General features: G+C 35.0%; 25 protein-coding genes. 24 read left to right on the top strand and 1 reads right to left on the bottom strand.

Features of this window, described 5'->3' with window-relative positions:
* Positions 1-48 precede the first annotated feature (48 nt).
* The 9 genes from HMPREF9402_RS07870 to HMPREF9402_RS15030 all read left to right on the top strand — a co-directional run bounded on the left by HMPREF9402_RS07870 (position 49) and on the right by HMPREF9402_RS15030 (position 8,096).
* Positions 49-885 (top strand): sugar phosphate isomerase/epimerase family protein, encoded by an 837-nt coding sequence (locus tag HMPREF9402_RS07870; protein WP_006784710.1) that lies wholly within the window; start codon positions 49-51, stop codon positions 883-885.
* Positions 886-912: 27 nt separating this feature from the next.
* Positions 913-1,662: an IclR family transcriptional regulator gene (locus tag HMPREF9402_RS07875; protein ID WP_006784709.1), complete on the top strand. Its 750-nt coding sequence runs from the start codon at positions 913-915 to the stop codon at positions 1,660-1,662.
* Positions 1,663-1,686: 24 nt separating this feature from the next.
* Positions 1,687-2,523, top strand: coding sequence for a 5-dehydro-4-deoxy-D-glucuronate isomerase (gene kduI, locus HMPREF9402_RS07880; RefSeq protein ID WP_009607075.1), 837 nt, complete (start codon positions 1,687-1,689; stop codon positions 2,521-2,523).
* Positions 2,524-2,547: 24 nt separating this feature from the next.
* Complete coding sequence (locus HMPREF9402_RS07885; RefSeq protein WP_006784707.1) at positions 2,548-3,186, top strand: bifunctional 4-hydroxy-2-oxoglutarate aldolase/2-dehydro-3-deoxy-phosphogluconate aldolase; 639 nt, start codon at positions 2,548-2,550, stop codon at positions 3,184-3,186.
* Positions 3,187-3,198: 12 nt separating this feature from the next.
* A complete protein-coding gene (locus HMPREF9402_RS07890) occupies positions 3,199-4,209 on the top strand; it encodes a sugar kinase (protein WP_006784706.1) in 1,011 nt (336 codons plus the stop codon).
* A 25-nt stretch (positions 4,210-4,234) separates the two neighbouring features.
* Entirely contained in the window at positions 4,235-4,996 is a 762-nt protein-coding gene (gene kduD / locus HMPREF9402_RS07895) for a 2-dehydro-3-deoxy-D-gluconate 5-dehydrogenase KduD (protein WP_006784705.1), read from the top strand.
* Between the two features lie 179 nt (positions 4,997-5,175).
* The gene (locus HMPREF9402_RS07900) at positions 5,176-6,555 is read left to right on the top strand and encodes an MATE family efflux transporter (RefSeq protein WP_238526659.1); all 1,380 of its coding nucleotides are present in this window, start codon (positions 5,176-5,178) and stop codon (positions 6,553-6,555) included.
* A gap of 270 nt (positions 6,556-6,825) precedes the next feature.
* A complete protein-coding gene (gene rfbB / locus HMPREF9402_RS07905; protein ID WP_039930899.1) occupies positions 6,826-7,833 on the top strand; it encodes a dTDP-glucose 4,6-dehydratase in 1,008 nt (335 codons plus the stop codon).
* A 128-nt stretch (positions 7,834-7,961) separates the two neighbouring features.
* Positions 7,962-8,096: a sugar nucleotide-binding protein gene (locus HMPREF9402_RS15030; protein ID WP_202795348.1), complete on the top strand. Its 135-nt coding sequence runs from the start codon at positions 7,962-7,964 to the stop codon at positions 8,094-8,096.
* A 218-nt stretch (positions 8,097-8,314) separates the two neighbouring features.
* Here HMPREF9402_RS15030 and pulA read toward each other — a convergent pair whose 3' ends face one another.
* The gene (pulA, locus tag HMPREF9402_RS07910; protein ID WP_006784702.1) at positions 8,315-10,450 is read right to left on the bottom strand and encodes a type I pullulanase; all 2,136 of its coding nucleotides are present in this window, start codon (positions 10,448-10,450) and stop codon (positions 8,315-8,317) included.
* 187 nt (positions 10,451-10,637) lie between these two features.
* On the opposite strand from pulA, the gene HMPREF9402_RS07915 reads away from it, so the two are divergent.
* The 15 genes from HMPREF9402_RS07915 to HMPREF9402_RS07985 all read left to right on the top strand — a co-directional run bounded on the left by HMPREF9402_RS07915 (position 10,638) and on the right by HMPREF9402_RS07985 (position 24,518).
* Positions 10,638-11,300, top strand: a complete 663-nt coding sequence (locus tag HMPREF9402_RS07915) for an FMN-dependent NADH-azoreductase (RefSeq protein ID WP_009607057.1) — start codon at positions 10,638-10,640, stop codon at positions 11,298-11,300.
* A gap of 15 nt (positions 11,301-11,315) precedes the next feature.
* Positions 11,316-11,822 (top strand): HdeD family acid-resistance protein, encoded by a 507-nt coding sequence (locus HMPREF9402_RS07920; RefSeq protein WP_006784700.1) that lies wholly within the window; start codon positions 11,316-11,318, stop codon positions 11,820-11,822.
* 170 nt (positions 11,823-11,992) lie between these two features.
* The gene (locus HMPREF9402_RS07925) at positions 11,993-12,790 is read left to right on the top strand and encodes an amidohydrolase family protein (protein WP_006784699.1); all 798 of its coding nucleotides are present in this window, start codon (positions 11,993-11,995) and stop codon (positions 12,788-12,790) included.
* A 100-nt stretch (positions 12,791-12,890) separates the two neighbouring features.
* Positions 12,891-13,871: a tyrosine-type recombinase/integrase gene (locus HMPREF9402_RS07930; protein ID WP_006784698.1), complete on the top strand. Its 981-nt coding sequence runs from the start codon at positions 12,891-12,893 to the stop codon at positions 13,869-13,871.
* Positions 13,872-14,133: 262 nt separating this feature from the next.
* The gene (locus tag HMPREF9402_RS07935) at positions 14,134-14,733 is read left to right on the top strand and encodes a hypothetical protein (RefSeq protein ID WP_006784697.1); all 600 of its coding nucleotides are present in this window, start codon (positions 14,134-14,136) and stop codon (positions 14,731-14,733) included.
* Between the two features lie 377 nt (positions 14,734-15,110).
* The gene (locus HMPREF9402_RS07940) at positions 15,111-15,788 is read left to right on the top strand and encodes a hypothetical protein (protein WP_009607066.1); all 678 of its coding nucleotides are present in this window, start codon (positions 15,111-15,113) and stop codon (positions 15,786-15,788) included.
* A gap of 112 nt (positions 15,789-15,900) precedes the next feature.
* The gene (locus HMPREF9402_RS07945) at positions 15,901-16,416 is read left to right on the top strand and encodes a hypothetical protein (RefSeq protein WP_006784695.1); all 516 of its coding nucleotides are present in this window, start codon (positions 15,901-15,903) and stop codon (positions 16,414-16,416) included.
* A 15-nt stretch (positions 16,417-16,431) separates the two neighbouring features.
* Positions 16,432-16,614 (top strand): hypothetical protein, encoded by a 183-nt coding sequence (locus HMPREF9402_RS07950; protein ID WP_006784694.1) that lies wholly within the window; start codon positions 16,432-16,434, stop codon positions 16,612-16,614.
* Positions 16,615-17,607: 993 nt separating this feature from the next.
* Positions 17,608-18,462, top strand: coding sequence for a hypothetical protein (locus HMPREF9402_RS07955; protein WP_006784693.1), 855 nt, complete (start codon positions 17,608-17,610; stop codon positions 18,460-18,462).
* Between the two features lie 488 nt (positions 18,463-18,950).
* Positions 18,951-20,441 carry an aminotransferase class I/II-fold pyridoxal phosphate-dependent enzyme gene (locus tag HMPREF9402_RS07960; protein ID WP_238526658.1) on the top strand — a complete coding sequence of 497 codons (1,491 nt, stop codon included), beginning with the start codon at positions 18,951-18,953 and terminating at the stop codon, positions 20,439-20,441.
* A gap of 21 nt (positions 20,442-20,462) precedes the next feature.
* Positions 20,463-20,885, top strand: coding sequence for an adenosylmethionine decarboxylase (gene speD, locus HMPREF9402_RS07965; RefSeq protein ID WP_006784691.1), 423 nt, complete (start codon positions 20,463-20,465; stop codon positions 20,883-20,885).
* Between the two features lie 26 nt (positions 20,886-20,911).
* Positions 20,912-21,775 carry a polyamine aminopropyltransferase gene (gene speE, locus HMPREF9402_RS07970; protein WP_006784690.1) on the top strand — a complete coding sequence of 288 codons (864 nt, stop codon included), beginning with the start codon at positions 20,912-20,914 and terminating at the stop codon, positions 21,773-21,775.
* Complete coding sequence (speB, locus tag HMPREF9402_RS07975; RefSeq protein WP_009607073.1) at positions 21,756-22,661, top strand: agmatinase; 906 nt, start codon at positions 21,756-21,758, stop codon at positions 22,659-22,661. The genes speE and speB overlap by 20 nt, the downstream gene beginning before the upstream one ends.
* Positions 22,648-23,808, top strand: a complete 1,161-nt coding sequence (metK, locus tag HMPREF9402_RS07980) for a methionine adenosyltransferase (RefSeq protein WP_009607056.1) — start codon at positions 22,648-22,650, stop codon at positions 23,806-23,808. The genes speB and metK overlap by 14 nt, the downstream gene beginning before the upstream one ends.
* Positions 23,809-24,020: 212 nt before the next feature.
* On the top strand, positions 24,021-24,518 hold the full coding sequence (locus tag HMPREF9402_RS07985) for a hypothetical protein (protein WP_006784687.1): 498 nt from the start codon (positions 24,021-24,023) through the stop codon (positions 24,516-24,518).
* Positions 24,519-24,676 lie beyond the last annotated feature (158 nt).

Here is a 24,676-nt window from a genome sequence, read left to right on the forward strand (position 1 = left end):
CATTAATTTAGGTGTTATAAAATGTTATAATAGGAGGTGATTAAGACGATGAAATTAGGAATTCGAGCTCATGATATTGGAACATTACCACCTAAGGATTTAGTTGATTCATTGGTAGAGAAAGGGTTTCATTCTATTCAGCTAGTTTTAAATAAGGCGATTGAATATCAAACGCAAATGCCTAAGATTTTAGATGAAGAGTTAGTTGAGGAGTTAAGTCTCTTTTTAAATGAGAGTCATGTCGAAGTTGCCATGCTTGGAGCCTATTTTAATCCCATTCATAGTGACAAGGAAAAAGTAAAAGATTCCGTTGAAAACTTTAAAAATCATTTAAGAAAAGCTCATTGTTTTAACACGACGTTAGTTGGAACGGAAACGGGATCTTATAATGATGATCAGTGGACATTCCATGAATCAAATGGTAGTGAAGAAGCTTTTTTAGAAGTGAAACGTGTTTTTTCACAACTTTTAGAGGTTGCAAAAGAATCTAATACTTATCTTGCCATTGAACCGGCGTATCAACATGTGATTTCAACTCCACGTCGTTTAAAACGTTTAATTGATGAATTGAATCATCCAAATACCGTGGTAACGTTTGACTTATTCAATTTATTGTCGAATGAGAATTATAAAAATCAACATCGATTAATTGATGAAATGGTTGAATTATTTCATGATAAGATTCGAATTGTTCATGCCAAAGATTTTATGGTCGAAAATCAACAAATAAGACAGGTAGCACCAGGAAAAGGATTACTCGACTATAAATATCTTCTTTCAAAATTAGAAGAATTAGATCAAGAACCAACGATTATTTTTGAAGGAGTCGTGGGTGAAGATATTTCTTATAGTCAACAGTATTTATTGGAGCTCCTTCAGTCTTAAATATTATTAAAGGACGTAGGAGAGTTTATGAAAATAAATCGAACAGCTAAACGAACCATTGAAATACTTGAATTAATTGCGTCATCCTCTGAAGAGTTGACATTAAATGATATAGCAACACGCCTTGAAATGCCAAAAACAAGTGCCTTTGATATTTTAGAAACATTAGTTGAGTTAAACATGCTATATATTAAAGAACATCGTTTAAAAACTTATGCCATTGGTGTCAAAGCATACGCCATTGGAATTGCTTATTCGAAGACTTCATTACTTTTAAACTCAGCGAATCCAATCTTAAGACAATTAAGCTTACAGACAGGACATACCGCTTTTATTGCAAAAGAGAATAATGGTAAATTAATATTTACGCTGAAACATGAGCCAACTAAGCGAATCATTGCAACGCCAGAGATTGGGGATGAAACTTATTTACATTCAACGGCCATTGGAAAAGCAATTTTAGCGTTTTCACCTCATCATGAGGAATTAATCAGGAAATTACAATTACTACCTTTAACTGAGCATACCATTACATCTAAGGTTGCTTTAAAAAGTGAACTTCAGCAAGTTAAAGTTAAAGGGTATGCAATTTCATGCCGTGAACATGAGGAGCATACGATGGCGATTGCTGCACCAATCTTTGATTATAATGGCGTGGTGTCATCTTCAATCGGAATCGTTAGCCTGTATAAAGAGGGTTACGATGTTGAACAAGATGCACAACTTGTAAAAGAAGCTGCTTATAAAATATCAAGGCTACTTGGCTATCAGGGATAATTTTATCAAAAAGGGGAATTAAAAATGAAATTAGAAACTCGTTATTCAAATCATCCAAATGATGTAAAACATTATACAACAGAAGAATTACGTGAACATTTCTTAATTGAAAAGGTATTCGTTGCGGATGAAGTCCAGTTAACTTATTCTCACAACGATCGTATCATTGCTGGTGGGATCATGCCTGTTGAGCAGCAATTAACACTAGTAGCTGGAAAAGAAATGGGAGTTGATTCATTCTTTGAACGTCGTGAAGGTGGAATTATCAACATTGGGGGATCTGGACGTATTGTCATCGATGGCGAAGTATTTGAATTAAATTATCAAGATGGACTATATATTGGGCTAGGGGTTAAAGAGATTACATTTGAGTCAATTAATCAAGAGCAACCCGCTAAGTTTTATTTTAATAGTGCACCGGCTCACCATCATTATCCTCATACTTTAATTACATTAGAAAAGGCGAATAAAGTACACTTAGGATCAGATGCTGAATCAAATAAACGTACGATTAATCAATATGTTCACCCAGCTGTTTGTCAATCTTGTCAGTTAGTAATGGGAATGACCATTTTAGCGCCAAATAATATGTGGAATACGATGCCATGTCATACGCATGAGCGTCGTATGGAAGTTTATTTTTACTTTGATTTAGATGAAAATAACAATGTGTTCCATTTTATGGGACAGCCACAAGAAACACGTCACTTAGTCGTACGTAATGAACAAGCGGTTATTTCACCAAGTTGGTCAATTCACTCTGGCGTTGGAACAAGCCGTTATACATTCATCTGGGGAATGTGTGGAGAAAATATCACATTTGATGACATGGATCATGTTGCTATGAAAGATTTAAAATAATAAACAGGATAAATGAGGTGCCTTATGAAAAAATTCGAAGTAATCAAATCGTTAACAGATACAGGGGTAGTTGCCGTGGTTCGTGCAGAAAATGCACAACAAGGAATTGAAATTTCAAAAGCATGTTTAGCAGGTGGAATTAATGCCATCGAATTAACTTTCACAGTTCCAAATGCAGATGAAGTCATTAAAACATTAGTTAAAGAATTTGGAGATGAGATGTTAATCGGAGCGGGGACGGTTCTAGATAGTGAAACAGCTCGTATTGCCATTTTAGCAGGATCAAAATATATCGTATCTCCAGGGTTCGATTTAGAAACAGCTAAATTATGTAACAGATATCAAGTTCCTTACATGGCTGGATGTATGACCATTACTGAAATCATTACAGCTATGGAAGCTGGAGTAGATATTGTTAAAGTATTCCCAGGAAGTGCTTATGGACCAGACTTTGTTAAAGCAGTTAAAGGACCACTTCCACAAGCAAACATTATGCCAACAGGTGGAGTGAGCTTAGATAATGTTGATCGTTGGATTAAAAATGGTTGTGTAGCAGTTGGAGTAGGTAGCGACTTAACAGCACCAGCTAAACATGGTGATTATGCAGGTGTAACAGAGCTTGCTAAACAATTCGTTCAAAAAGTAGCTGAAGCTCGTCGATAATAGGGGGATATCATGAAAAAGTTTGTAACCTTAGGGGAGATTATGCAACGTTTAACCCCTCCAAACCATGATAAATTAGAACAATGCACTTCATTGAATGTGACTTATGGTGGAAGTGAAGCAAATATTGCGATTGCTTTAGCGAATTTTGGACATGATGTAAGGTTCGCTACAAAGCTTCCAAATAATCCATTAGGAGTGGCAGCATACCGCTCGCTTCGTCAGTATGGAATTGATTTATCACCTACGATTATGGGTGGTGATATTTTAGGAACCTATTATGTTGAAGTTGGGCACTCCATTCGTTCTTCAAATGTCGTGTACAATCGTAAACACTCAGCGATTGCGAATATCAAATATGATGAATTAAGTCTCACTGACATTTTAAAGGATCGCACACACTTACACGTCAGTGGAATTACACTTGCACTTGGGGAAGACCTTAAAAATTTCACTATTGATTTAGTAAAGAAAGCATTTGATTTAGGACTGATCATTAGTTTTGATTTTAATTACCGTGCTAAACTATGGACAGTTGAAGAAGCTGCTCAAGCGATTCGTCAAGTGTTGCCATATGTTCATATCGTGTTTGCAAGTTTATACGATATTGAAACCATTGGTGGATATACAACCGGTGAAGAATATGCGACGGTTGAAGCGCACCGCCAAGGTGTTTTCACACACTTTATGAATCATTCAAACTGTAAATGTATTTTTGGAACCATGCGTGAGCAGCATTCAACTCATCAAAATAGTTTAAGTGCGTATTGTTACACAGCTGAGGGGCTTGTACACTATACGAAAAAATATACCTTTGAAATTGTGGATCGTGTTGGAGCAGGAGATGCTTTCGTTGCAGGGTTAATGAATGTTTTAAATTTAGAAGAGCAAAACTATGTTGAAGCGGTTGAGTATGGATTAGCAAGTGGTGTTTTAAAACATACGATTAATGGTGATGTTTTAATTGCCAATGACAGTGATATTAAAGATCTGTGTAATGGATCAGTTGGAATGAAACGATAATTATAAAAGGAAAAGGGGAAAAGTCATGATTTTAGAACAATTCAATTTATCAGGTAAAGTAGCAATCGTAACAGGAGCAGGAGTAGGGTTAGGACGTGGAATGGCTTTAGGATTAGCAGAAGCAGGAGCTGATATTGTAGCAGTTGGGTTAGGAGCTTTAGATGAAGTTAAAGAAGCAATTGAAGCAACAGGTCGTCGTTGTTTACCTATTCAAGCAAACTTAATGTCAATTGATCCAGTTCAAGGAATTATTGATGCAGCGGTAGCTGAATTTGGACATGTTGATATCTTAGTTAACAACGCTGGGATTATTCGTCGTGAAGATGCAGTTGATTTCTCAGAACAAAACTGGGATGATGTGATGAATATCAACTTAAAAACAGTCTTCTTCTTCTGCCAAGCTATGGCAAACCAATTTATTAAACAACAAACGGGTGGAAAAATCATTAACATTGCCTCAATGTTATCATTCCAAGGTGGAATTCGTGTTCCTTCTTATACAGCAAGTAAATCAGGAATCAAAGGAATCACAATGGCCATGGCAAATGAATGGGCTAAATACGGAATCAATATTAATGCAATTGCACCAGGATATATGGCAACTGATAATACAGCACAATTACGTGCTGATGAAAAACGAAGTACAGAAATTTTAGATCGTATTCCTGCTGATCGTTGGGGAACACCTGAAGACTTAAAAGGACCAGTTGTATTCTTAGCAAGCTCAGCAAGTGACTATATCAATGGATATACAATCGCTGTTGATGGTGGATGGTTAGCACGATAATTTATAATAAGCAAAAGGGCACGCCAAGCGTGCTCTTTTTAATGAAACCATCATATGTTGAAATGTCGTATTTTATTTTAAAATAGGTGGCATTAGCTCGTATAATTTGATGAAGAATCACTTTATAATAGCTCATGAATATCAGGTTTTAGGACTCGAGGTGGGTGTAAGTGAAGGATATGAAACGATTAAAAAAAGAAATCATGCTACTCGGAATTCCCATTTTGATTGAACAGATTTTAACCACTACGATGGGAATGATGAACACCATGCTTTCTTCTAATTTAAAAGGTCAAGAAGGAATTAATGTTGTGTCAGCGATTTCAATGATTGACTCGTTTAGTTACTTGTTTATTTCTGTATTTACAGCATTAGCGATTGGGGGAACTGTTGTTGTTGCACAGTATATGGGGCGAGGAGATTGTCAAAAAGCAAATGAAGCAGCAAAACAAGGGGTAATGTCTGCAACTTTCATTTCAATTTTGATTACCATATTCTTATTTATATTTAATGCGCCACTCATTAGGTTGATTTATAACAGTGTTGAACCACAGGTTATGGAATATGGAATTAAATATTTTGGAATTGTCTTATTAAGTTTCCCATTTATGGCAATTACCTTAATTGCTAATGGAGTATTACGTGGGGCAGGAGATACAAAAACTGCTGCTATTAGCAATGTTATTGCTAACATTTTTAATATTGGATTAACCTATTTATTTCTATATGTCTTTGAATGGGGAATTATCGGTGCAGCTCTTGGAATTTCGCTTGCCCGTGCTATCGGGGCTAGTTATGTCCTATGGATCTTAATGAGTGGGAAAAAGGTGCTCAAACTAGAGAAACTGTATCACTATAAACCAAATTTTAAATTTTTAAGGCAAATTTTTTATGTTGGGGTGCCAGCAGGAGTTGAATCCATTATTTTTCATTTAGGAAAGCTACTGACACAAGTGTTTATTGGGGGAATGGGAGCTATTGCCATGTCTTCGAATTCCATTGCAAATTCCATTATTAACTTAATCAATATTCCGGGGAATGCTCTAACTACTGTCTCGACAACGATTATTGGACAAGAAATTGGGCGAGCGGAATATGATGAGGCTCGAAAAAGTTTAAGCTATATTACCCGCTTCGCCACCATATGTCTTGTTATTTTAGGTGCTTTATCGATTCCAACCGCGTGGTATCTTGTCGCGCTCTACACTGATCATGAAGCTGTGATGGATTATGCAACTAAATTAATTCAACTTAATGCCTTAGCGACACCGATTTGGGCCTTTTCATTTGTTTTACCAGGGGGGCTAAAAGGAGCAGGAGATGGAAAGTATACAATGAAAACAGCGATTACCGGTATGTGGGTCTTCCGCGTAGGACTTGGATATTTATTCGGTGTTGTCTTAAAATGGGGCGTATACGGTATCTTCATTGCCATGTTTGTCGATTGGGCAGTAAGAGGAACGCTATATATGATTCGCCTTCGTGGAGACAAATGGTTATCTCATCGATTGACAGATTATGAAGAAACAAAAGAAAAAATAAAAATTCAGGCTACTTAGACAAATAATATAAAAAAGACTATCAATCAAGATAAAATGTTATCGGTTTGATAGTTTTTTTGTTGGAAAAATAATAAAATAGACGGAGAGATTGTTTTCAAAGAAAATCAACCTTTAACTCAATAAATAAAACACTTATTTCAATTTCATGAGATAATAGGAAAGCTGTTGACGGACAGATTGTTATAATCTGAGGGATCGAAAGAAGGAATGGACATTTCTTTTACTAGAAAAAGAGAGAGATCAAAAATTATGGAAGGAGTTGAAGCAATGAAACTACTAGTAACAGGTGGAGCAGGTTTTATTGGCTCAAACTTTATTAATTATAGATTGAAAAAATATCCAAAAGACACTGTTGTGAATTTAGATGCTTTAACGTATGCAGGTAATTTGGAAAATTGCCAGAAGTTTGAAAGCAATCTAAATTACCAATTTGTAAAAGGCGATATTACCGATCGAGAGTTTATTTTTTCATTATTTGAAAAAGAGCAATTTGATGTGGTGGTAAACTTTGCGGCTGAGTCTCATGTCGATCGTTCGATTACACAACCGGACCTCTTTTTAAAAACGAATATTTTAGGAACACAAGTGTTGATGGATGCAAGTCGGGAGTATAAGGTTAGTCGATTTCATCAAGTTTCAACAGATGAAGTATACGGAGATCTCCCACTTGATCGACCAGATTTGCTTTTTACAGAATCATCTCCACTTCATACGTCAAGTCCTTATTCTGCTTCTAAAGCATCAGCTGATTTACTTGTACTCGCTTACTACCGGACATTTGGTTTACCAGTGACGATTTCCCGCTGCTCAAATAATTATGGACCCTATCAGTTTCCTGAAAAGCTCATCCCATTAATGATTCGCTGTGGGCTTAAAGGAGAGAAATTACCTGTTTATGGAACGGGGTGTCAGGTCCGTGATTGGTTACATGTTGAGGATCATTGTCAGGCCATTGATTTAATTTTACAAAAGGGGCGTTTGGGTGAAGTCTATAATGTTGGTGGGCATAATGAACGAACAAATTTAGAAGTGGTGATGACGATTATGCGGGCATTGAATATTTCAGAGAATCAATTATCATTTGTTGAAGATCGATTGGGACATGATCAACGTTATGCGATTGATCCAACGAAAATTCAGACTGAACTTGGTTGGTATCCCGTTCATTCATTTGATGATGGGATTCAAGAAACGATTGAGTGGTATTTATCTCATCAGGATTGGTGTGATCACATTGAACGTGGTGAGTATCAAAAGTATGGTAATTTTAAATGATAATTGTAGTAACAGGTGTAAATAGGTAACGAAATTATTCATTGTTTAACATATTCAGTAGTAAACAAAGCAGAAGAAACCGAATATTACTTTAAAGTAATTTGAAATGCCACAAGAATCAGATTCATGTGTACGGCGCTAATAAATTAAAAGAGGAACCAGATGTTCAAGAGATATTAGATAAATTCGGTATTATCTGCATTTCATGGGTTTTTAGTAAGAGTGGGAATAATCTTATAAAAACAATATTGCGATTGATATGAGTTTCCCGCTCAAATAGTTGAACTAACTGAAGTCAGTGCTAGTTTATTAAAAACTTCAACAACCGAATAGGGGGCAAAAGTCAAGAGGCCACTCAATAGCCGATTGAGTAAAACTAAACTAATTGAAGCGGGTTTTTCCCTGTCACCGTTACGGTCAGAGTCTCTTAACGAATATTTAAAAAGCCTTTAGGTTTTCATAAGACCTAAAGGCTTTTGTTTTATTTTGCTAAAACAACTAATTCAATTGAATCAACTGTTAATTCATTGACTGAGTTTTGTTCCGTTAGGACACCAGCCTGATTGGCAATTAATTGATAATCATCTTTTAGTTTGATATCAATTGAGGTATGTGTTGGGTTCATGAATACTTTAATTTCTTCGTATGGTCCATAAGCTTGTACATTAGAAATCGTGTATTCAATCACACGATTTTCAAGACTACGTACAGTCACGTGTTTTTTTATTTCTTCTGCTGTGTTTAAGCGAAGAGCTTTTAATTCTTTACGTAATTTGATGAATCCTTTTACGAATTCGACTGTTTCAATGTATTCGTCTTTGCGGTCCCAATCTAGTTTATTCACACTATCAGGTGACGTATAAGAATTATGGTCTCCGTCTTTTGTACGGTTAAATTCTTGACCGGCATGTAAGAAGGCAATCCCTTGAGAGACTAAGATTAAAGCGGTAATCATTTTTTGACGTTTTAATCGAGTTTCTAATGATTCGCATTTATTTGATAACATAATTTTATCAAATAGTGTCATGTTATCATGACACTCAACGTAGTTTAACGTCATGGTTGGTTCTTTAAAGACTGGTTTTGTTCCAATAGAAGTGCATGATCCCGCTATGACGTTCATCGCACGATTAATTTCTCCTGTGTATCCAAGACCGTATCCAATATCAGACATTTCTGTTTCAAAAGGTGATCCTTTAATTCCACGTCCGAATTGGTCATTAAAGTGCGCAATTTTTGGCATTTTTTCATTATTGAACATCATCGCTTTTAATTCATCATCCATTAATGTTGGCATATTCCATCCTTCACCATATACCATGACAGATGAATCAATCGCCTGGCATTCTTCTGTTAGTTGGTTCATCGTATCGATATCCAAAATTCCCATTAAGTCAAAGCGGAATCCGTCAAATCCATAATCACGAATCCACATTTTTGTTGAGTCAATAATGAATTTACGGCACATTGGACGTAACGAGTCAACGTCATTTCCGCACCATGAACCATTTGAAACTTCACCATTTTCACCTAGGCGGAAGTAGTAGTTAGGCACAATATTTTCAAAGGCTGATGATCCGGCATCAAACATATGATTGTAAACAACATCCATTGTGACACGGAATCCTTTTTCATGAAGTTTAGCAATCATTTGTTTCATTTCAATGATGCGTGAATAAGGATTTAAAACATCTGTTGCGTAAGAACCTTCTGGGACGTTGTATTGAACTGGATCATACCCCCAGTTATAAGTTTCGAATTGATTTAATTCATCGACTGATCCAAAATCGTAAGTCGGTAATAACTGAATATGTGTAACACCTAAGTCAACTAAATAATCAAGACCGGTTAAAGTCCCACGGCTTGTGCGAGTTCCTTCCTCAACAACTCCTAAGAATTTACCCACATTTTTAATTCCTGAATTTTTATGAACTGAGAAGTCACGAACGTGCATTTCATAAATAATTGCATCGGTATATGACTGTACTTTTGGTGCCATCTCGCGATTAGAGTCAATTTTAATTTTTTCAGGATCGACGATCACTGTACGTTTATGATTTGGAGTTGACGCAATGGCATATGGATCAGTTGCCTCATTCCATGTTCCATTAACTTTAACGAGGTAAACATATGAGGCTAATTCTAAGTCACCTTTAACGGTTGCAGTCCATACTCCATTTTCTTCACGTGATAAATCATAAGTTTGATAATCACCCTTAACTTTGATATCCACTTTTACACGATTTGCAATCGGTGCCCATACTTTAAAGATTGTCGCTTCTTTTGTGTATGTTGTTCCTAAATCATCACCCGCGTAGTAGAATTCTTCATCGAATTCTTTTGTACGGACGACATATCCAAATTGTAAAGGCGTTTGTAAATTATGGTCATCTGCCACACGATACTCTCCACCAAATGTTAAGCTTGGAGATTTTAATAAGTATTTAACGTAATCTCCATCTTCAACTTTTTCAAGGATTTCTAATTCAACTGAGGCTGAATTTTCATCTTTTAAACGGAAAGTAGAGCTTTCCCCATTATAAAACGTCTTTTTTAAATAAACGGTAATTGTTTCATATTGATCCACATAAGCTTCGAATGTTTGCATCTTTCTCATGTCTAAATCCCCCTTATCATACTGTTGTTTTCATTATAGCGAAGAAAATCAGGATAAGAAAGGGCTTTTAAGAGTGTAACCCATTACACGTTGAATCGTTTCAATACAACTTTTTATAAATTAAGGTTATAAGGGTGAAAAAACGAGACATACTAAAAATAGGTATATCATAAGGAGTGTCTTTTCTATGAAAAAGTTATTGTATATTGTTGCAAGTTCGAAGCCGGAATCTTTATCGAGTTGTCAACGAGGTGCACGTATTTTCTTAAATTGTTTTTTAGAGCAGCATCCTGAGTATGTGATTGAAGAAATTAATGTTTTTCATGATGCTATTCCACAACCAAATGATAACCATTTTTTATCACGCGCTACCCTTGTTAATGGCGACCGATTTAGACAGTTAAGTGAGCAAGATCAAAACATTGTCAATCGGATGCAACAACTGTGTGACCAATTTAAGAGTGCCGATCGCTATGTCATTGCAGCACCGATGTGGACGTTATCATTCCCTTATAAATTAAAGCAATACCTAGATTGTTTGATTTTAAATGACCAAACGATTTCTATTTCTCCTAAAGGGGTAAAAGGCCTACTTCATACTAAAAAACGAAAGGCAATTTATATTCAATCATCTGCTGATATTTACCCATTTAAAAGTATGAGTATTCCGTTCGTTGGAACTCGTGTCAATCATGGAATTACGTATCTTTATGATGTTTTTCGTTTTTTAGGAATTGAGTGTATTGAACCGTTACTCATTCAGGGAACTGAAATTGATGATAGTGGCATTGAACTTGCGTTAGCAAAAGCAAGTGGTGAAGTGGCACATCGATGTGAGGCGTTTAAATAAGAAGGAGGATTTTTGATGTCATCATTTTTAGAAAAAATGTTTGTGATAGAAGGGATTATTTTTGGGGTTCTTGGAATCTTGTTCTTTATCTTCCCAATAGAAACGATTATGAGTATGAGCACGATTATTGCCGTACTATTTGTAATTGTGGGCATTTCAACGATTATTCGGACAAGTGGACGGGAAGAAAGATGGTTCTTTATTTTTAATGGAATCATTAATATCTTATTTGGCTTAGTTTTATGGCTCTATCCCTTATCAACGATTAATATTTTAATTTTCTCTTACGGAATTTGGGTCTTAGTTCGTGGTATTTATTTGTTATTGATGTCATTGACTAGAGGATATTTTGGGTTAAATGCTTATACAGTTTATAATGTGATTTTAATTTTATTTGGTGTCATTGTGGTCTTTCAACCGTTCACAGTACTAATGACAGCACCGTATTTGATTGGAACGGCTCTTATTGTCACAGCGGTTGGTGAAATTTATCTAGGAATAAAACTTAAAGATACGTTTTAAAAGCTTCTATTTGGAAGCTTTTTTTCTTTCTATATTATATAAGGATATTGTTTGTTTTGTTATTTAGGATTTAAGGTGCATTTTTAAACCGTTCTTTCTCATATTTCAAGAGGTGACCCATCTCTGTTTTTATTGTATAATAAGTCCATCAAATAAAACGAGGTGGAAGTATGATTATTGATTCGCATGCTCATATAGGGGAAATGTTAAATTTTAAGCTCTCAGAAACCGTATTACTAGATTCAATGGAACGATATGCGATTGATTTTTGCTTAGTTTCGAATGTTGAATCTTCAGAAGTTGATCATGAACAAGTACTCATTCCAAGTTGCTCTCAACATTCACAACTAAAGAGTAATGAGAGAGTATTGAAGTTTGTAAAGCAGCATCCCAATCGATTAGGTGCTTTAATCTGGGTGAAACCGTTGCTTGAAGCGGTTGATGCCTCTTTAGAGGCATTGATTGAAGAAAATCGAGCGGTTATCTATGGTTTAAAAGTTCATCCTTATCATTCAAGGGTGGCATTTGATGATAAACGGATGATTCCTTATTTTGAGTTGGCACGAAAATATCAGCTTCCAATTGTGACTCATACCGCAAACGATCCGTATTCAACACCGTTACATGTTTATGAGGTAGCCAAGCGATATCCTGATTTGAATTTTGTGATGGTGCATTTAGGGCTCGGAACGGATCATGAATTAGCGATTAAACTGATTTCAAAGTTACCGAATCTTTATGGTGATACAACTTGGGTTAATGCAAAAGATACCCTTAAAGCCATCAAAGTTTGTGGAGTGGATAAAATCATGTTCGGAAGTGATAATCCGATTGATGGATTGGAGACTCTTGGAAAGCGTATTTATCAAGATTATTTTTATGACCTGAAAAATTCTTTAAGTCATACGGATTACGAAAAATTAATGGGGTTAAATGCCAAACAAATTTTTAAGATTAAATCATTCTAAATGATGAGTGGTTATTTGTGGTATTTTATTTTTTATTATCCAAAAATTTTTAAGTTGTGATATGATTAAATGTGGAATAAACAGGAGAATGGTGAGTAGAATGGAGATAGTTTTATCACAAAATAGAGCCGTCGGCGAATCTCAAAAAGTACACTTTATTCGTCACTTTTTAAATTTAAAAGCAAGCAGTAGTCACTACACTGCGATTTCATATGAAAGAGACATTTTGGATTTTTTTCAAGTTGATTATATTGAACAGATTCAATTAGAACAAATCATAGCAGTTAATATGTTTGATGTCGAACATTATTTACTTGATTTAAAAGGAAAAGGATGTGCTTCTGCTACGATCAATCGCAAGGTCTCTTCACTGAGCTCTTTGTATAAGTGGCTATTAAAATATCAAGATAATCGAACGGGAAAATCATTACTTTATTTTAACCCGTTTGGAAATTTGAAAGATGAAAAGCCAAAGGTGAATAATAAGGAAACAGAGTTTTTAACTCAGGATGAGTGTCAACGACTGATCTCAATCTTTGATACAAGAAAAATTGTGGAACTTCGTAATAAAACCATTATCGTCTTAGCACTTACGACTGCACTTCGTAAATCTGAAATGATTAATATTAAATTAAAAGATATTACGACATATGGTGAGTATGATGTCATTCATGTCATGCGAAAAGGAAATAAAAAAGATATGGTAAAAATTCAGTCGAGTCTGAAGCGGTTGATTGAAGAATATATCGAGCGCACTAATCGTGATATGATCCAGGATGCAGAATCATATTTATTTATTGGCCACTCTCGTAATAAAAGGAATAATGAGAAACTTGATCCAAGCTCTTTGAATTATATGTTGAAATCAACTTGTAAAAAGGCTGGGATAGATAAACATTTAAAAGTTCATTCAACTCGGCATACGGCAATTACCCTTGCTATTACAGGTGGGGCAAGTATTGAAAAAGTTCGAGATTTTGCGGCTCATCAAAATATAGCGACAACCAATCGATACGTCCATTCGATAGATAAATTAAAAGATAATGCAGGGGACTATATTCATATTGATGATTTATTTTAATTTTTACAATGAAAATAAGGTTCGATAAAATTTATGTTGTAGTCCTTTTATCTTATAGGCTCGTAGCAAATAGACGAATTTGAAGTTTATTTGCTACGAGTTTTTTTACTTCAAATAGGTTCTTCGAATATAGGAAATTAGCTTAAAATAAAAAAATCTTAAAGTAAATGATTATGTCTATACACCAGATAGTTTCTTTGAATATAGTATCTTAGCTTATGAATCTAAGCTTGAAAGTAAAAATTTAAAACGAGGTGTTACAATGCCAAATTACTTTATTGTTCAAACAGGAAATGATGGAATGGATCGCGATTGTCATGAACACAATCATCATGATCGCGATTGTCATTGCCGCTGTAAACACGAATCACAAGAACCAACTAGAAACTGTGAATGTCAATCTTCAGGAGAGTTATTAGATAATCCAGGATTTGAATCTTTTACAGCAGCAGAGGTTCCAACTGATTGGACTGTTACTGGTACAACTGCTAGCCAAATTTCCCAGGGGCGAGTTCACTCAGGACAATCAGCTGTTAGATTATCAGGTAATACTACTTTAACACAGACAGTAGACGTTTCTGATGATAGTCGATGTTACTATGAGTTTTCATTCTTTGCTAACGCTCAGGGGACTGGCGGACCACTAACTGCTACTGTAACTTTTTTACCTTCTAATGTAGTTGGGTTAACAATTCCGATAAGAAGTGGGGATCTTCCAACAGGTGAAAGTATTTTCTCATATTATCGTGGTATTACTTCGCAAGCACCTGCTGGCACTGAACAAATAGAAGTGAGATTCGTATATGGTAATGCCGGCATCGAGGCAGTAAATATAGACGATGTTTCTTTATCAGTCGATTAAAAATCTTAAGTTATCAAAATAGGTTCTCTTATTAAAAACATGATATAAGCGCCATTTAGTAAAGATAATTTCTGTATTCAACAGGAATTATCTTTTTTTCATGTTAGAGGATAATAAAAAAGAATAAGTCATTCTTCAAATGAATAAAGTTGTTAACAGAAAGCTAAGTGAGAGATAAACTTTTAGATGAGCGCTACCTTTAAGTAAAAGATATTGTGTAGATTATATGATCTATCAACTCTTAGATTTATTCATTTATGTTGTCATTTTTTTATAAATCAGTTCGACTTTGATAGGTTTTAACATAAGCTTAAGTATAAATCTTATGAAATAGGAGAGAATGGGATGAATAAGAAATTTATTTTTACTTTTTTAATGTGGTTAGTTATGTATTTTTATTAGTTTGTTCTTTTTTTATTAATGGAAAAACAGCCTTCAGTGTAGCGGGAGCTCAACCGCTTATTACCCCAGCACCTTACGCGTTTTTGATTTGGATTATCATCTATTTATTATTTGGGATTTGGATTATAAGATTTGGCTTTAAGTCTACTGAATACGATGTTGCATATCAAAAAGTGAGTCGCTTTATCCCGTTAGTATTTTGCTTTGCTGGAGGATCGTTGTTGGTTGGTCAACCAATTGCAGTTTTTTGTATCATAGGTTCTTTATTAATGACTGTATTCAGTTATATCTCTTGCCGACATGCCACTAGTAAATCATCTTTTTTTAGAGTGCCATTATCCGTTTATTTAAGTTGGATTTCAATTGCTAGTTTGATTGAAACTTTGATTGTGTTAAAGAGTCGTTGGGGTGTTGAATTATTCGGATTATCTGAGACGTTTTGGACAATTTTTCTTTTAATGTTTATTGGATTTATCGCAATTACTATTTTGTCAACACAACAGGACTTTATTTATCCGTCTGTCATTATTTGGGCATCGATTGGGATTGCAATGAATCATTTGAATCATGCGTCAATTTTTATAACGTGTTGTGGCGTTATCTTATTAATTGGTCTGATGATGGATTATATGAAGCGAATCACAGAAAAATAGAGAAAACGTTTTAATTTATTGAAATATTCCTCTTTCGTTTTGAATAGGATGTATTAGAAGGGATTTAGGAATAAGGGTGATGTGTGTGATGATTGGCCAGGAGATTTTTTTTATGGCATTAGAGGAAATCAAACAGGAATATCCTAAATATGAATTTATGGTTAGCCGTGATGTCACTTGGATTTTACAAAAAAAGATGAAGCGTTTAATCGAAGAAAAGGGACTTCCTTTTGAATTGTATCAAGATTATCCTCTTGAAAAGGGATGTTATGAACACAAAGAGAATGAATTAGTTTTGGTGACTCAAGGAACTAATTACAAAGAATTATTTAGTGGGAGAGCTCAGGCGGAGTTAGTGATTCGTATCTTATTAGAACCATCAAAATTACGTCAAGATGTATGCTCACACCATTTACCTCGTGTATTGGTTACGCAACTGACAGAGAATATTAGAAAAGTTCAGAGTTTAGTTCACTCAGGAAAAACGAAAGAAGGGATTTCTTTATTGATTGACGAGTATTCAAGACACCGCCATCAAGTGATTCAGGATAAAGACGTTGTTTGGGAATCATGGGGAGATTATGATGATTCAGGATTTAATATTTCAGTTCTGGTTGCTACTTTTTAAAGGGGGGACGAGGAGATGGAGCGGCATTTTAAAATTATTGATCATTACTATCCTCATGATGAAATTTGGATTGTTAATGAAAGTAAATTAAAAGCAGATTTTAGATATCTTAAAGCAGCTAATCTTGAAGAATTGTTAGCACAAATGAGAGAACAAGGGTATGATGTTTTAGAATTTAATCTTCCTAAGAATTATTAGAAGAAAAAGGAGACGCTTTTTTATAAGGGTCTCCTTTTTAGCTTACTGTTCAAAAATGTGACTGCTTGAAGTAGGAGGGGCGATAGAGAATTAGGATTTTTTTATAGGTCGGAAGGTCTAACTTATTTTTGCATAGAAGTGATACGCCCGGGGCTGTGAAGATTTTGAGTGAGATTGCTTCTTTTTGCTCAAAAGAAGACAATGTTTATCTTGAGCGCTTAAGGGAATAGCTAGGAGTTTTCGATTTGTTTTTACAATCAGATTTGGGACTATCAACGGTATTCTCACGTCACTTATGTAGTTATTCATCCTTTTCTTTTGTTTTTTTTAGCGTCGAACACTAACTCGTTTTTATTCTAAATGAATTTTAATTGTTTTATAACGCATCTATTTTCTTTGTTATTAGGATTCACGTGTGACAGTAATTCTAAATGAGTAGCTTAGCTTCTTGTATCCAAACATAACAAGCTTTTATTCAGCAAGTATTTTGAGTGTATCTTTATGATTTTATGAGTTAAATAACACGTCGCTTCGAAATTCTATTTTTGCAATTTTCATCATCATGATTGGAATTGTTTAGTCGTTTTTTCTCCAATGTTAACATAGGACTTAAACTATCACTATTTGACTGCATTTTTTATCCCTCATGCTATTTCTTTATAAGTAAATAATAAATTTCCATATTTTAACTCATCTCTTCGCTTTTTTCTTGTTCTTCTTTTGTGGTCTCTTTATTTTTTTCTTTCATCCCTTTTTCTGTTTTTATTTTTTTTGCTATTTTTTTATATTCAATATAATAAAAGTTATATTGAATATAAACTTATCGTAGTTTTTGTGTATACTTTCGTTTACTATTGTAAACACGTTATTTACGTCGGTGTATGAGTTTGTATACTTATGTATACTTTTGTGCACATGGAATAGGGGTGGTAGCAAAAAATAAAAAATAGGGTATAATAAAGAAAAAAGTGCGATGGAAAAAGGTGAAGATAGATGGCAGATGCAGTATTAAGTGTGCGAATTGATGAGGAATTAAAGCAGAAGTTTCTCGTTTTAGCGCAAGAAAATGGGATTAATAACAAAGAATTAATGGAAGTCATGGTGTCACAGTTTGAGTTAGCGCAAATTGGAGATGGATCCACTCAGTTTAATCAAGACTTAGAAGAATTACAACGAATTACAAAACGTATGAATGATATTTATATTAATATGTTTGAGCGAACTCAAGTGCGTGAATTAGAGATTAAAAATAAGGAATCAATCTTAAGACATAAACAAGAGGAAGAAATTGCGGCTCTAAACGAAAAATTGGAGATTATAGAGCAAAAAGATAAAGAATTACAGGGTTTAAAGGATAAACTCAAGAAGATGTCTCAGGATTTTGGTGTCTTAAAAGAGGAGCAAGAGAATATTCGTGAGTTAAATCAGTTATTAAAAGATAAAAATAGTCAGTTAGAGAAAGTATTTGCTGATTCGCAAGCTAAAATAGAAGCGGCAAATCAGGTGCTTGAGGAGTCGGTGAAGTTAAAGGCGTTGGTTCAGGATCAAGAAGCGTTAATTAAACGCCAAGAATTCCAGTTACAAAAAGAGATAGAAGAACAACAAAATTTGAAAGTGAAGATGGAAGAAGAGAAAAGAATAGCAATCCAAACGCTTCAACAGGAGTTTGAATTCGAGAGACGAAATCATCAGTTAGCCTTGAGTGAAATGCAATTGGAAATGAAGAAGCAGGCTGCTATAGAACTTGAAGAAGTGAATGAAAAGGCACGAAAGCAAATTGAAGAGTTATCAAAAGAAAAACAGGATTTAGTAGAAGTTTTAAAACAAAAAAATGCCAGCCTAGACTAGTTTGATATCAGCACTAGTGATAGAAGAAAATGAACGAATTAATGTATTTGTCACTTTATGTGATGAACAAATGTATGTTGTAAAGAGGGTTGGCCTGTGTAAATCACCGCTTAAATAGCGGTGATTTTTTTGTTTACGTATAGTGTTAGTTGTGAAGATTGAATACAACAAAAAGTTTAGTATTCTATTACTTGAGGTAAAAAGTGAGAAAAATATCAAAAAAAGTATTGATTTTATTAAATTTATATAATAAACTAATCGTAATTCAACTGAAAGTTGGATTTAATCGATGTATAAATGCTTTAAAAAACAATAATTGGTATCAAAATCACCGATTAGAAGGTATTTTTTAGGGTATTTATATTTTTTGTTTGTTGTTTAATTTATTGTTTTTTTGGAAAAAAATATATTTTTTTACCCAAAAAGTTTATAAATACTAAACAAAACGTGTTATATTCTTAGATTTTTAATTGAAAGGAGGGAAAAAGGTGTTGCAACTAAGTGCAAAAGAATTGAGAGAGAACAGAGAATTGGCATTTCAAAAAACTCATCATCAAAAGTTGCCACTGCTTAACGCTCTTAAACAATATGGTGAGAAAGATATTGCTGCTTTTGATGTACCAGGACACAAGCGAGGCGTTGGGGTGAAAGTACTAAGAGACTATTTTGGAACGGAGCTGATGAAATTAGATGTCAATTCATTGCCACTTCTAGACAATGTCTCTAACCCAAAGGGGGTCATTGCCGCATCACAAGCTCTACTTGCTGATGCCTATCAATCAGATGCTGCTTTTTTTATGACAAATGGGACAACGTCTGCGATTCATTGCATGTTAATGTCTGTTTTAAAACCAGGTGATAAAGTCTTATTACCACGTAATATTCATAAGTCTGCACTTAACGGATTGATTTTGTGTGGTGCGATTCCTGTTTATTTACCGACTGAGTTTAGAAGTAAAGAAGGAATTTCAGCCAATGTGGATCCACAGGAGATAAAAAAAGCATTAATGAGCGATGAAGAAATTAAAGCCGTCTTTTTGCTCAATCCAACGTATTATGGATTTGTGACGGACTTGAAGACCATTATTACGATCAGTCATGAGCGAAATGTTTTAGTGTTAGTCGATGAAGCGCATGGTGCGCATTTTCCGTTTCACGAGGGATTGCCTCCATCAGCGATGGAGCTTGGGGCAGATATTTCCTGTGTCAGTCTCCATAAAACAGGTGGGGCACTCACACAGGCATCAGCCATGCTTGTCAATTCGAGTCGAGTGGATGTCATGAAAGTTCAACAAGTCATTAATATGCTCCAGTCCACATCCGCATCATACTTACTTATGGGAAGCTTAGATGGAGCGAGACAAAATTTAGTCTTACATGGCAACAAACGATTAAGTCATGTCATTAACTTAAGTCATTATGCGAGAGAACAACTCAATCAAATTCCAGGAATTCAAACCATTCAACCTCAGGATTCTAAACGTCCATTTGATGTGACCAAACTTGGAATCCATGTTGCCGGACTTGGGATGACTGGTTTTGAAGTATACGATTTGTTGTGGAAGGAATTTTCCATCCAACTTGAAATGGCGGATTTAAATAACGTCTTAGCTATTATTAGTTTAGGGGATTCTAAGCGAAATATTGAGCGTTTAATTGAAGCTTTTCGTTTGTTATCTAAACGTTATACGAAGGCTAAAACAAGTCATTTAATTCCTACTCGACAAATTGAACCAGAAGTTAAACTCTCACCTCGTGATGCTTATTTTAGCGAGAAAGAGTTAGTTCTTCTTGAAGAATCATCAGGGAAAATTTCGGGAGAATCTATTTTAGCCTATCCCCCAGGGGTTCCAATTATTGCACCAGGTGAACTCATTACAAATGAAGTCATTCGAACCTTAAAACAGTTAATTAAAAGTGGTGCTTTTTTAACGGATCAAACGGATAAAAATTTAGATCACATTTTAGTCATTAAATAAACAAAAAAGGAGTCCTAAAAGATGCATAAAGTTGAAACATTAGGTCGCCATATTTTAGTTGAATACTATAATTGCGATAAAGAAGTATTAAAGAATCCAATGTATATTGAAAAATCAATGAATGAGGCAGCCATTGAAGCAAAAGCAACGATTGTTGAATCGGTTTTCCATCATTTTAATCCATGGGGCGTAAGTGGTGCTGTTATCGTAGCAGAATCTCATTTAACGATTCATACTTGGCCGGAGTATGGATTTGCTTCAGCGGATTTCTTTACATGTGGCGATATTGATCCATGGAAGAGTTTTGAATATTTAGAAGACTTATTAAAAGCAGAATTTAGTGAATCAATTGAAATTCCAAGAGGATTAACCTCTAAAATTCAGAAACATAGTAAAGAAGATTTAGGATTAATTACACATAAACCAGTCGAACAAGCTGGATAGCGTCACAAAGATAAGGAGAGATCAAGATGGAGTTTTGGTATACAGAAGAATGGACAAATAAGGTACGTTTCTCAGTAAAGGTTGAGAAGCAATTATTTTCAAAGAAATCAGATTTTCAGCAAGTTGATGTATTTAAAAGTGAAGAACTCGGTACATTTTTAACGTTAGATGGATTAATGATGGTCAATGAGAAAGATGAATTTATTTATCATGACTGCATTGTACATACCCCAATGTGTGTGAATCCAGCCATTAAAAAGGTGCTAGTAATCGGCGGCGGTGACGGTGGAACCGTTCGTGAACTAACACGATATCCTCAAATCGAAAAGATTGATATGGTTGAAATTGATGAGCTAGTTGTTCGAGCCTCACAAGAATATTTACCGATTACGGCCTCTAAATTAGAGGATGAGCGAGTGAACTTATACTTTGAAGATGGAGTGGCATGGGTAGCAAACGCTACATCAGGAACTTATGATTTAATTATTGTGGATTCAACGGATCCAATTGGACCTGGAGAAGGGTTGTTTACAACTGAATTCTATGAAAATTGCTATCGTATTTTATCAAAAGATGGAATTTTAGTGAATCAAAATGAAAGTCCATATTTTGCTCATAATGCACATGAAATGAAGCGAGCACATGAGAAGATTCATCGAATTTTCCCAATTTCTAAAGTGTATCAAGCACATATTCCAACTTATCCATCAGGGCATTGGTTATTTGGCTTTGCTTCTAAAACGCTTGATCCACTTCTAGATGCTAAAGTAGATAAATGGCAAGCTTTAGGGTTGAAAACGAAGTATTATAATACAGATTTACATATGGGGTCATTTATGCTCCCAACTTATGTGAAGGAGATGTTAGAAGATGCAAAAACGATTAAGTAATCGTGCAACGTTTATGGCAATGGATGTCAGTTTTGAAGAAGCAGAAGTGGTTGTCTTTGGGGCTCCTTTTGATGGAACGACCTCTTATCGTCCTGGAACACGTTTTGCGGCTGGACAACTTCGATGTGAATCAGAAGGAATCGAGACCTACAGTCCATTGCTTGATTTAGATTTAGAAGACTTCAAGATTTGTGATTTAGGGGATGTCAATTTATCGAATGGTAATACAATAAAATGTCTAGAAGAAATTAAAGAAGTGACAAAAGAAGTATTAGAAGCAGGGAAAAAGCCGTTGATGATTGGAGGAGAGCATTTGGTTACTCTTCCAGTCATGGAGGCTCTTTTTGAAAAGTATCAAGATATTCATGTGCTTCACTTTGATGCTCATACAGACTTGCGTCAGACGTATCATAATGAGACGTTATCCCATGCGACAGTCATTCGTCGTATACATGATTTACTTGGGGATGGACATATTTTTCAATTTGGAATTCGTTCGGGAACAAAGGAAGAGTTTAATTTTGCATTAAAAGATTACCATACTTATATGGAGCCGTTTACGGTTCACAGTGTCGCTAAAGTTCTGAAGTCTTTAAAAGGATGTCCAGTGTATGTCACACTTGATTTAGATGTGTTAGATCCATCCATTTTCCCTGGAACAGGAACTCCAGAAGCGGGAGGCATTACTTATCGTGAGCTAGAAACAGTGTTTACGGCACTTAAGAACGCAGAGGTTGAGTTAGTAGGAGCAGACTTGGTTGAGTTAAGCCCGCATTATGATCAATCGAATGTCTCAACGTTAGTGGCATGTAAAGTATTAAGGGAACTTGCTTTATTAGTATCAGGTAAAAAAAGAGAGGAAGAAATCATCGATGAAACAGCGTAAATTATTTACATCAGAATCAGTTACAGAAGGGCATCCGGATAAAGTTTGTGATCAGATTTCAGATGCTATTTTAGATGCCATCTTAGCACAAGATCCAATGGCTCGCGTGGCTTGCGAAACCGTTGCATCTAAAGATTTAGTGTTAGTAACAGGGGAAATTACAACAACGGCAAGTGTTGATTTCGAATCTGTTGTTCGTGAAACGATTCGTGAAATTGGCTACATAGCAAAAGAGATTGGATTAGATGCTAATAACTGTCGTGTCATGGTTGAGTTAAATGCTCAATCACCAGATATCGCACAAGGGGTTAATGAATCACTTGAAGCACGAGAATTCGATGAGCAAGAAGCGGTGATTGGAGCTGGAGATCAAGGGTTAATGTTTGGATATGCTTGCCGTGAAACAGAAGAATTTATGCCATTACCGATTTCGTTGGCACATAAACTGGCTAAACGTTTAAGTGAAGTTCGTAAAAATGGAACACTTTCATATTTAAGACCAGATGGTAAAACACAAGTAACGGTTGAATATGATGAACAAAATCAGCCAGTTCGTATTGATACGATTGTCATTTCAACTCAACATGATGAAGAAGTGTCTCATGCCCAAATCGTTACTGATTTAAAAGAGCATGTTATTTCTCCAATTATTGAGACAACGTTAATGGATGAAAAAACACGTTTATTTATTAATCCTACAGGACGTTTTGTCGTTGGAGGACCTGATGGGGATGCTGGTTTAACAGGACGTAAAATTATAGTTGATACATATGGTGGCTATGCCCGCCATGGAGGGGGAGCTTTCTCAGGAAAAGATTCAACAAAAGTCGATCGCTGTGCAGCCTATATGGCACGTTTTATTGCAAAGAATCTTGTTGCAAATGGACTGGCTGATAAATGTGAAATTCAATTATCTTATGCTATTGGAGTTGCAGAACCTACTTCAATCTTAATTGAAGACTTTGGGACAGCTAAAGTTTCAACCGAAAAATTAGTTTCTATTATTAAGGAAAACTTTAAACTACATCCTCAAGGGATTATCGAGATGTTAGAGTTACGTCAACCGATTTTTAAAGAAACAGCAGCGTATGGACACTTTGGCCAACCGCATTTTCCATGGGAGCGAGTGATTCCATTAGCTGTTTAACACATTTAATTTTAAAAAGTAGCGCAATGCGCTACTTTTCATTTTATAGAAAGAATATTCTACTTTTATCAGACATATAATAAGCCATATAGGATTAGAATTGAAATCTATTTCAAACTGATAATGGTGGTCGTGAAAGTAGCTGTATGGACTCATGCTATTCATTAAACTATGTAATCCTTCAGAAATACAAAATTGCTGAGGTGAAAGTCATGATTTACAAGTTATTTAATTATCTTAAATCAGTTTCAATTGAAAGTGAAGAAGGGATTCAAACTCTGACACATGAAGGAAAGTATTATCAAAATGATCATGTCTGTTTAGAGGTACAAGAAGTAAATCATAATGAGATTCAATTCAAAGTTGTCAATGCAGATTGTGAGATTAAGCATATTTATGTTGATTTCATAAATCCGATTGAAAATGTGAAAGCAACACTTGATGATAATGGAAACTTATTACCGATTAGTGATGACGATATTTTACAAAATCAATGCTATGTTTATTCTGATTGGGGAACGTATGCATTGGGGATTGAAAATGGTTATGATAAAGGTGTTAATTTTCAAGTCGACCCAAATGAGATTCATTTATCATTTGATTTAAATGAGTCTAAGTTACCATGTTATCGTTTATTATTTGAAAAGTATTTATCCGTTTATAAAGGCTCTGAAATTGTGAATCGATTTAAACATCAACTTGGATATTAAAAGACAAAAAGGTAAAGATGAGTCTGTTCATCTTTATTTTTTTATGTGAATTCAGTCATCTAAAGATCTATCCTATAGTGAGAAAGATTTGTGGAAGGGATATAAAATTATTGTACAAAAATGACAATTATCGACAGAAAAGAGATGAATTTTTTGAA

Origin of the sequence: Turicibacter sp. HGF1, from assembly GCF_000191865.1 — a bacterium.
Taxonomy (GTDB): domain Bacteria; phylum Bacillota_I; class Bacilli_A; order MOL361; family Turicibacteraceae; genus Turicibacter; species Turicibacter sanguinis.

What these genes read in the sequence shown, in the direction of transcription:
- HMPREF9402_RS07870 (WP_006784710.1), top strand. Translation starts at nt 49, where the DNA reads ATGAAATTAGGAATTCGAGCTCATGATATTGGAACATTACCACCTAAG.
- HMPREF9402_RS07875 (WP_006784709.1), top strand. Translation starts at nt 913, where the DNA reads ATGAAAATAAATCGAACAGCTAAACGAACCATTGAAATACTTGAATTA.
- kduI (WP_009607075.1), top strand. Translation starts at nt 1,687, where the DNA reads ATGAAATTAGAAACTCGTTATTCAAATCATCCAAATGATGTAAAACAT.
- HMPREF9402_RS07885 (WP_006784707.1), top strand. Translation starts at nt 2,548, where the DNA reads ATGAAAAAATTCGAAGTAATCAAATCGTTAACAGATACAGGGGTAGTT.
- HMPREF9402_RS07890 (WP_006784706.1), top strand. Translation starts at nt 3,199, where the DNA reads ATGAAAAAGTTTGTAACCTTAGGGGAGATTATGCAACGTTTAACCCCT.
- kduD (WP_006784705.1), top strand. Translation starts at nt 4,235, where the DNA reads ATGATTTTAGAACAATTCAATTTATCAGGTAAAGTAGCAATCGTAACA.
- HMPREF9402_RS07900 (WP_238526659.1), top strand. Translation starts at nt 5,176, where the DNA reads ATGAAACGATTAAAAAAAGAAATCATGCTACTCGGAATTCCCATTTTG.
- rfbB (WP_039930899.1), top strand. Translation starts at nt 6,826, where the DNA reads ATGAAACTACTAGTAACAGGTGGAGCAGGTTTTATTGGCTCAAACTTT.
- pulA (WP_006784702.1), bottom strand. Translation starts at nt 10,450, where the DNA reads ATGAGAAAGATGCAAACATTCGAAGCTTATGTGGATCAATATGAAACA.
- HMPREF9402_RS07915 (WP_009607057.1), top strand. Translation starts at nt 10,638, where the DNA reads ATGAAAAAGTTATTGTATATTGTTGCAAGTTCGAAGCCGGAATCTTTA.
- HMPREF9402_RS07920 (WP_006784700.1), top strand. Translation starts at nt 11,316, where the DNA reads ATGTCATCATTTTTAGAAAAAATGTTTGTGATAGAAGGGATTATTTTT.
- HMPREF9402_RS07925 (WP_006784699.1), top strand. Translation starts at nt 11,993, where the DNA reads ATGATTATTGATTCGCATGCTCATATAGGGGAAATGTTAAATTTTAAG.
- HMPREF9402_RS07930 (WP_006784698.1), top strand. Translation starts at nt 12,891, where the DNA reads ATGGAGATAGTTTTATCACAAAATAGAGCCGTCGGCGAATCTCAAAAA.
- HMPREF9402_RS07935 (WP_006784697.1), top strand. Translation starts at nt 14,134, where the DNA reads ATGCCAAATTACTTTATTGTTCAAACAGGAAATGATGGAATGGATCGC.
- HMPREF9402_RS07945 (WP_006784695.1), top strand. Translation starts at nt 15,901, where the DNA reads ATGGCATTAGAGGAAATCAAACAGGAATATCCTAAATATGAATTTATG.
- HMPREF9402_RS07950 (WP_006784694.1), top strand. Translation starts at nt 16,432, where the DNA reads ATGGAGCGGCATTTTAAAATTATTGATCATTACTATCCTCATGATGAA.
- HMPREF9402_RS07955 (WP_006784693.1), top strand. Translation starts at nt 17,608, where the DNA reads ATGGCAGATGCAGTATTAAGTGTGCGAATTGATGAGGAATTAAAGCAG.
- speD (WP_006784691.1), top strand. Translation starts at nt 20,463, where the DNA reads ATGCATAAAGTTGAAACATTAGGTCGCCATATTTTAGTTGAATACTAT.
- speE (WP_006784690.1), top strand. Translation starts at nt 20,912, where the DNA reads ATGGAGTTTTGGTATACAGAAGAATGGACAAATAAGGTACGTTTCTCA.
- speB (WP_009607073.1), top strand. Translation starts at nt 21,756, where the DNA reads ATGCAAAAACGATTAAGTAATCGTGCAACGTTTATGGCAATGGATGTC.
- metK (WP_009607056.1), top strand. Translation starts at nt 22,648, where the DNA reads ATGAAACAGCGTAAATTATTTACATCAGAATCAGTTACAGAAGGGCAT.
- HMPREF9402_RS07985 (WP_006784687.1), top strand. Translation starts at nt 24,021, where the DNA reads ATGATTTACAAGTTATTTAATTATCTTAAATCAGTTTCAATTGAAAGT.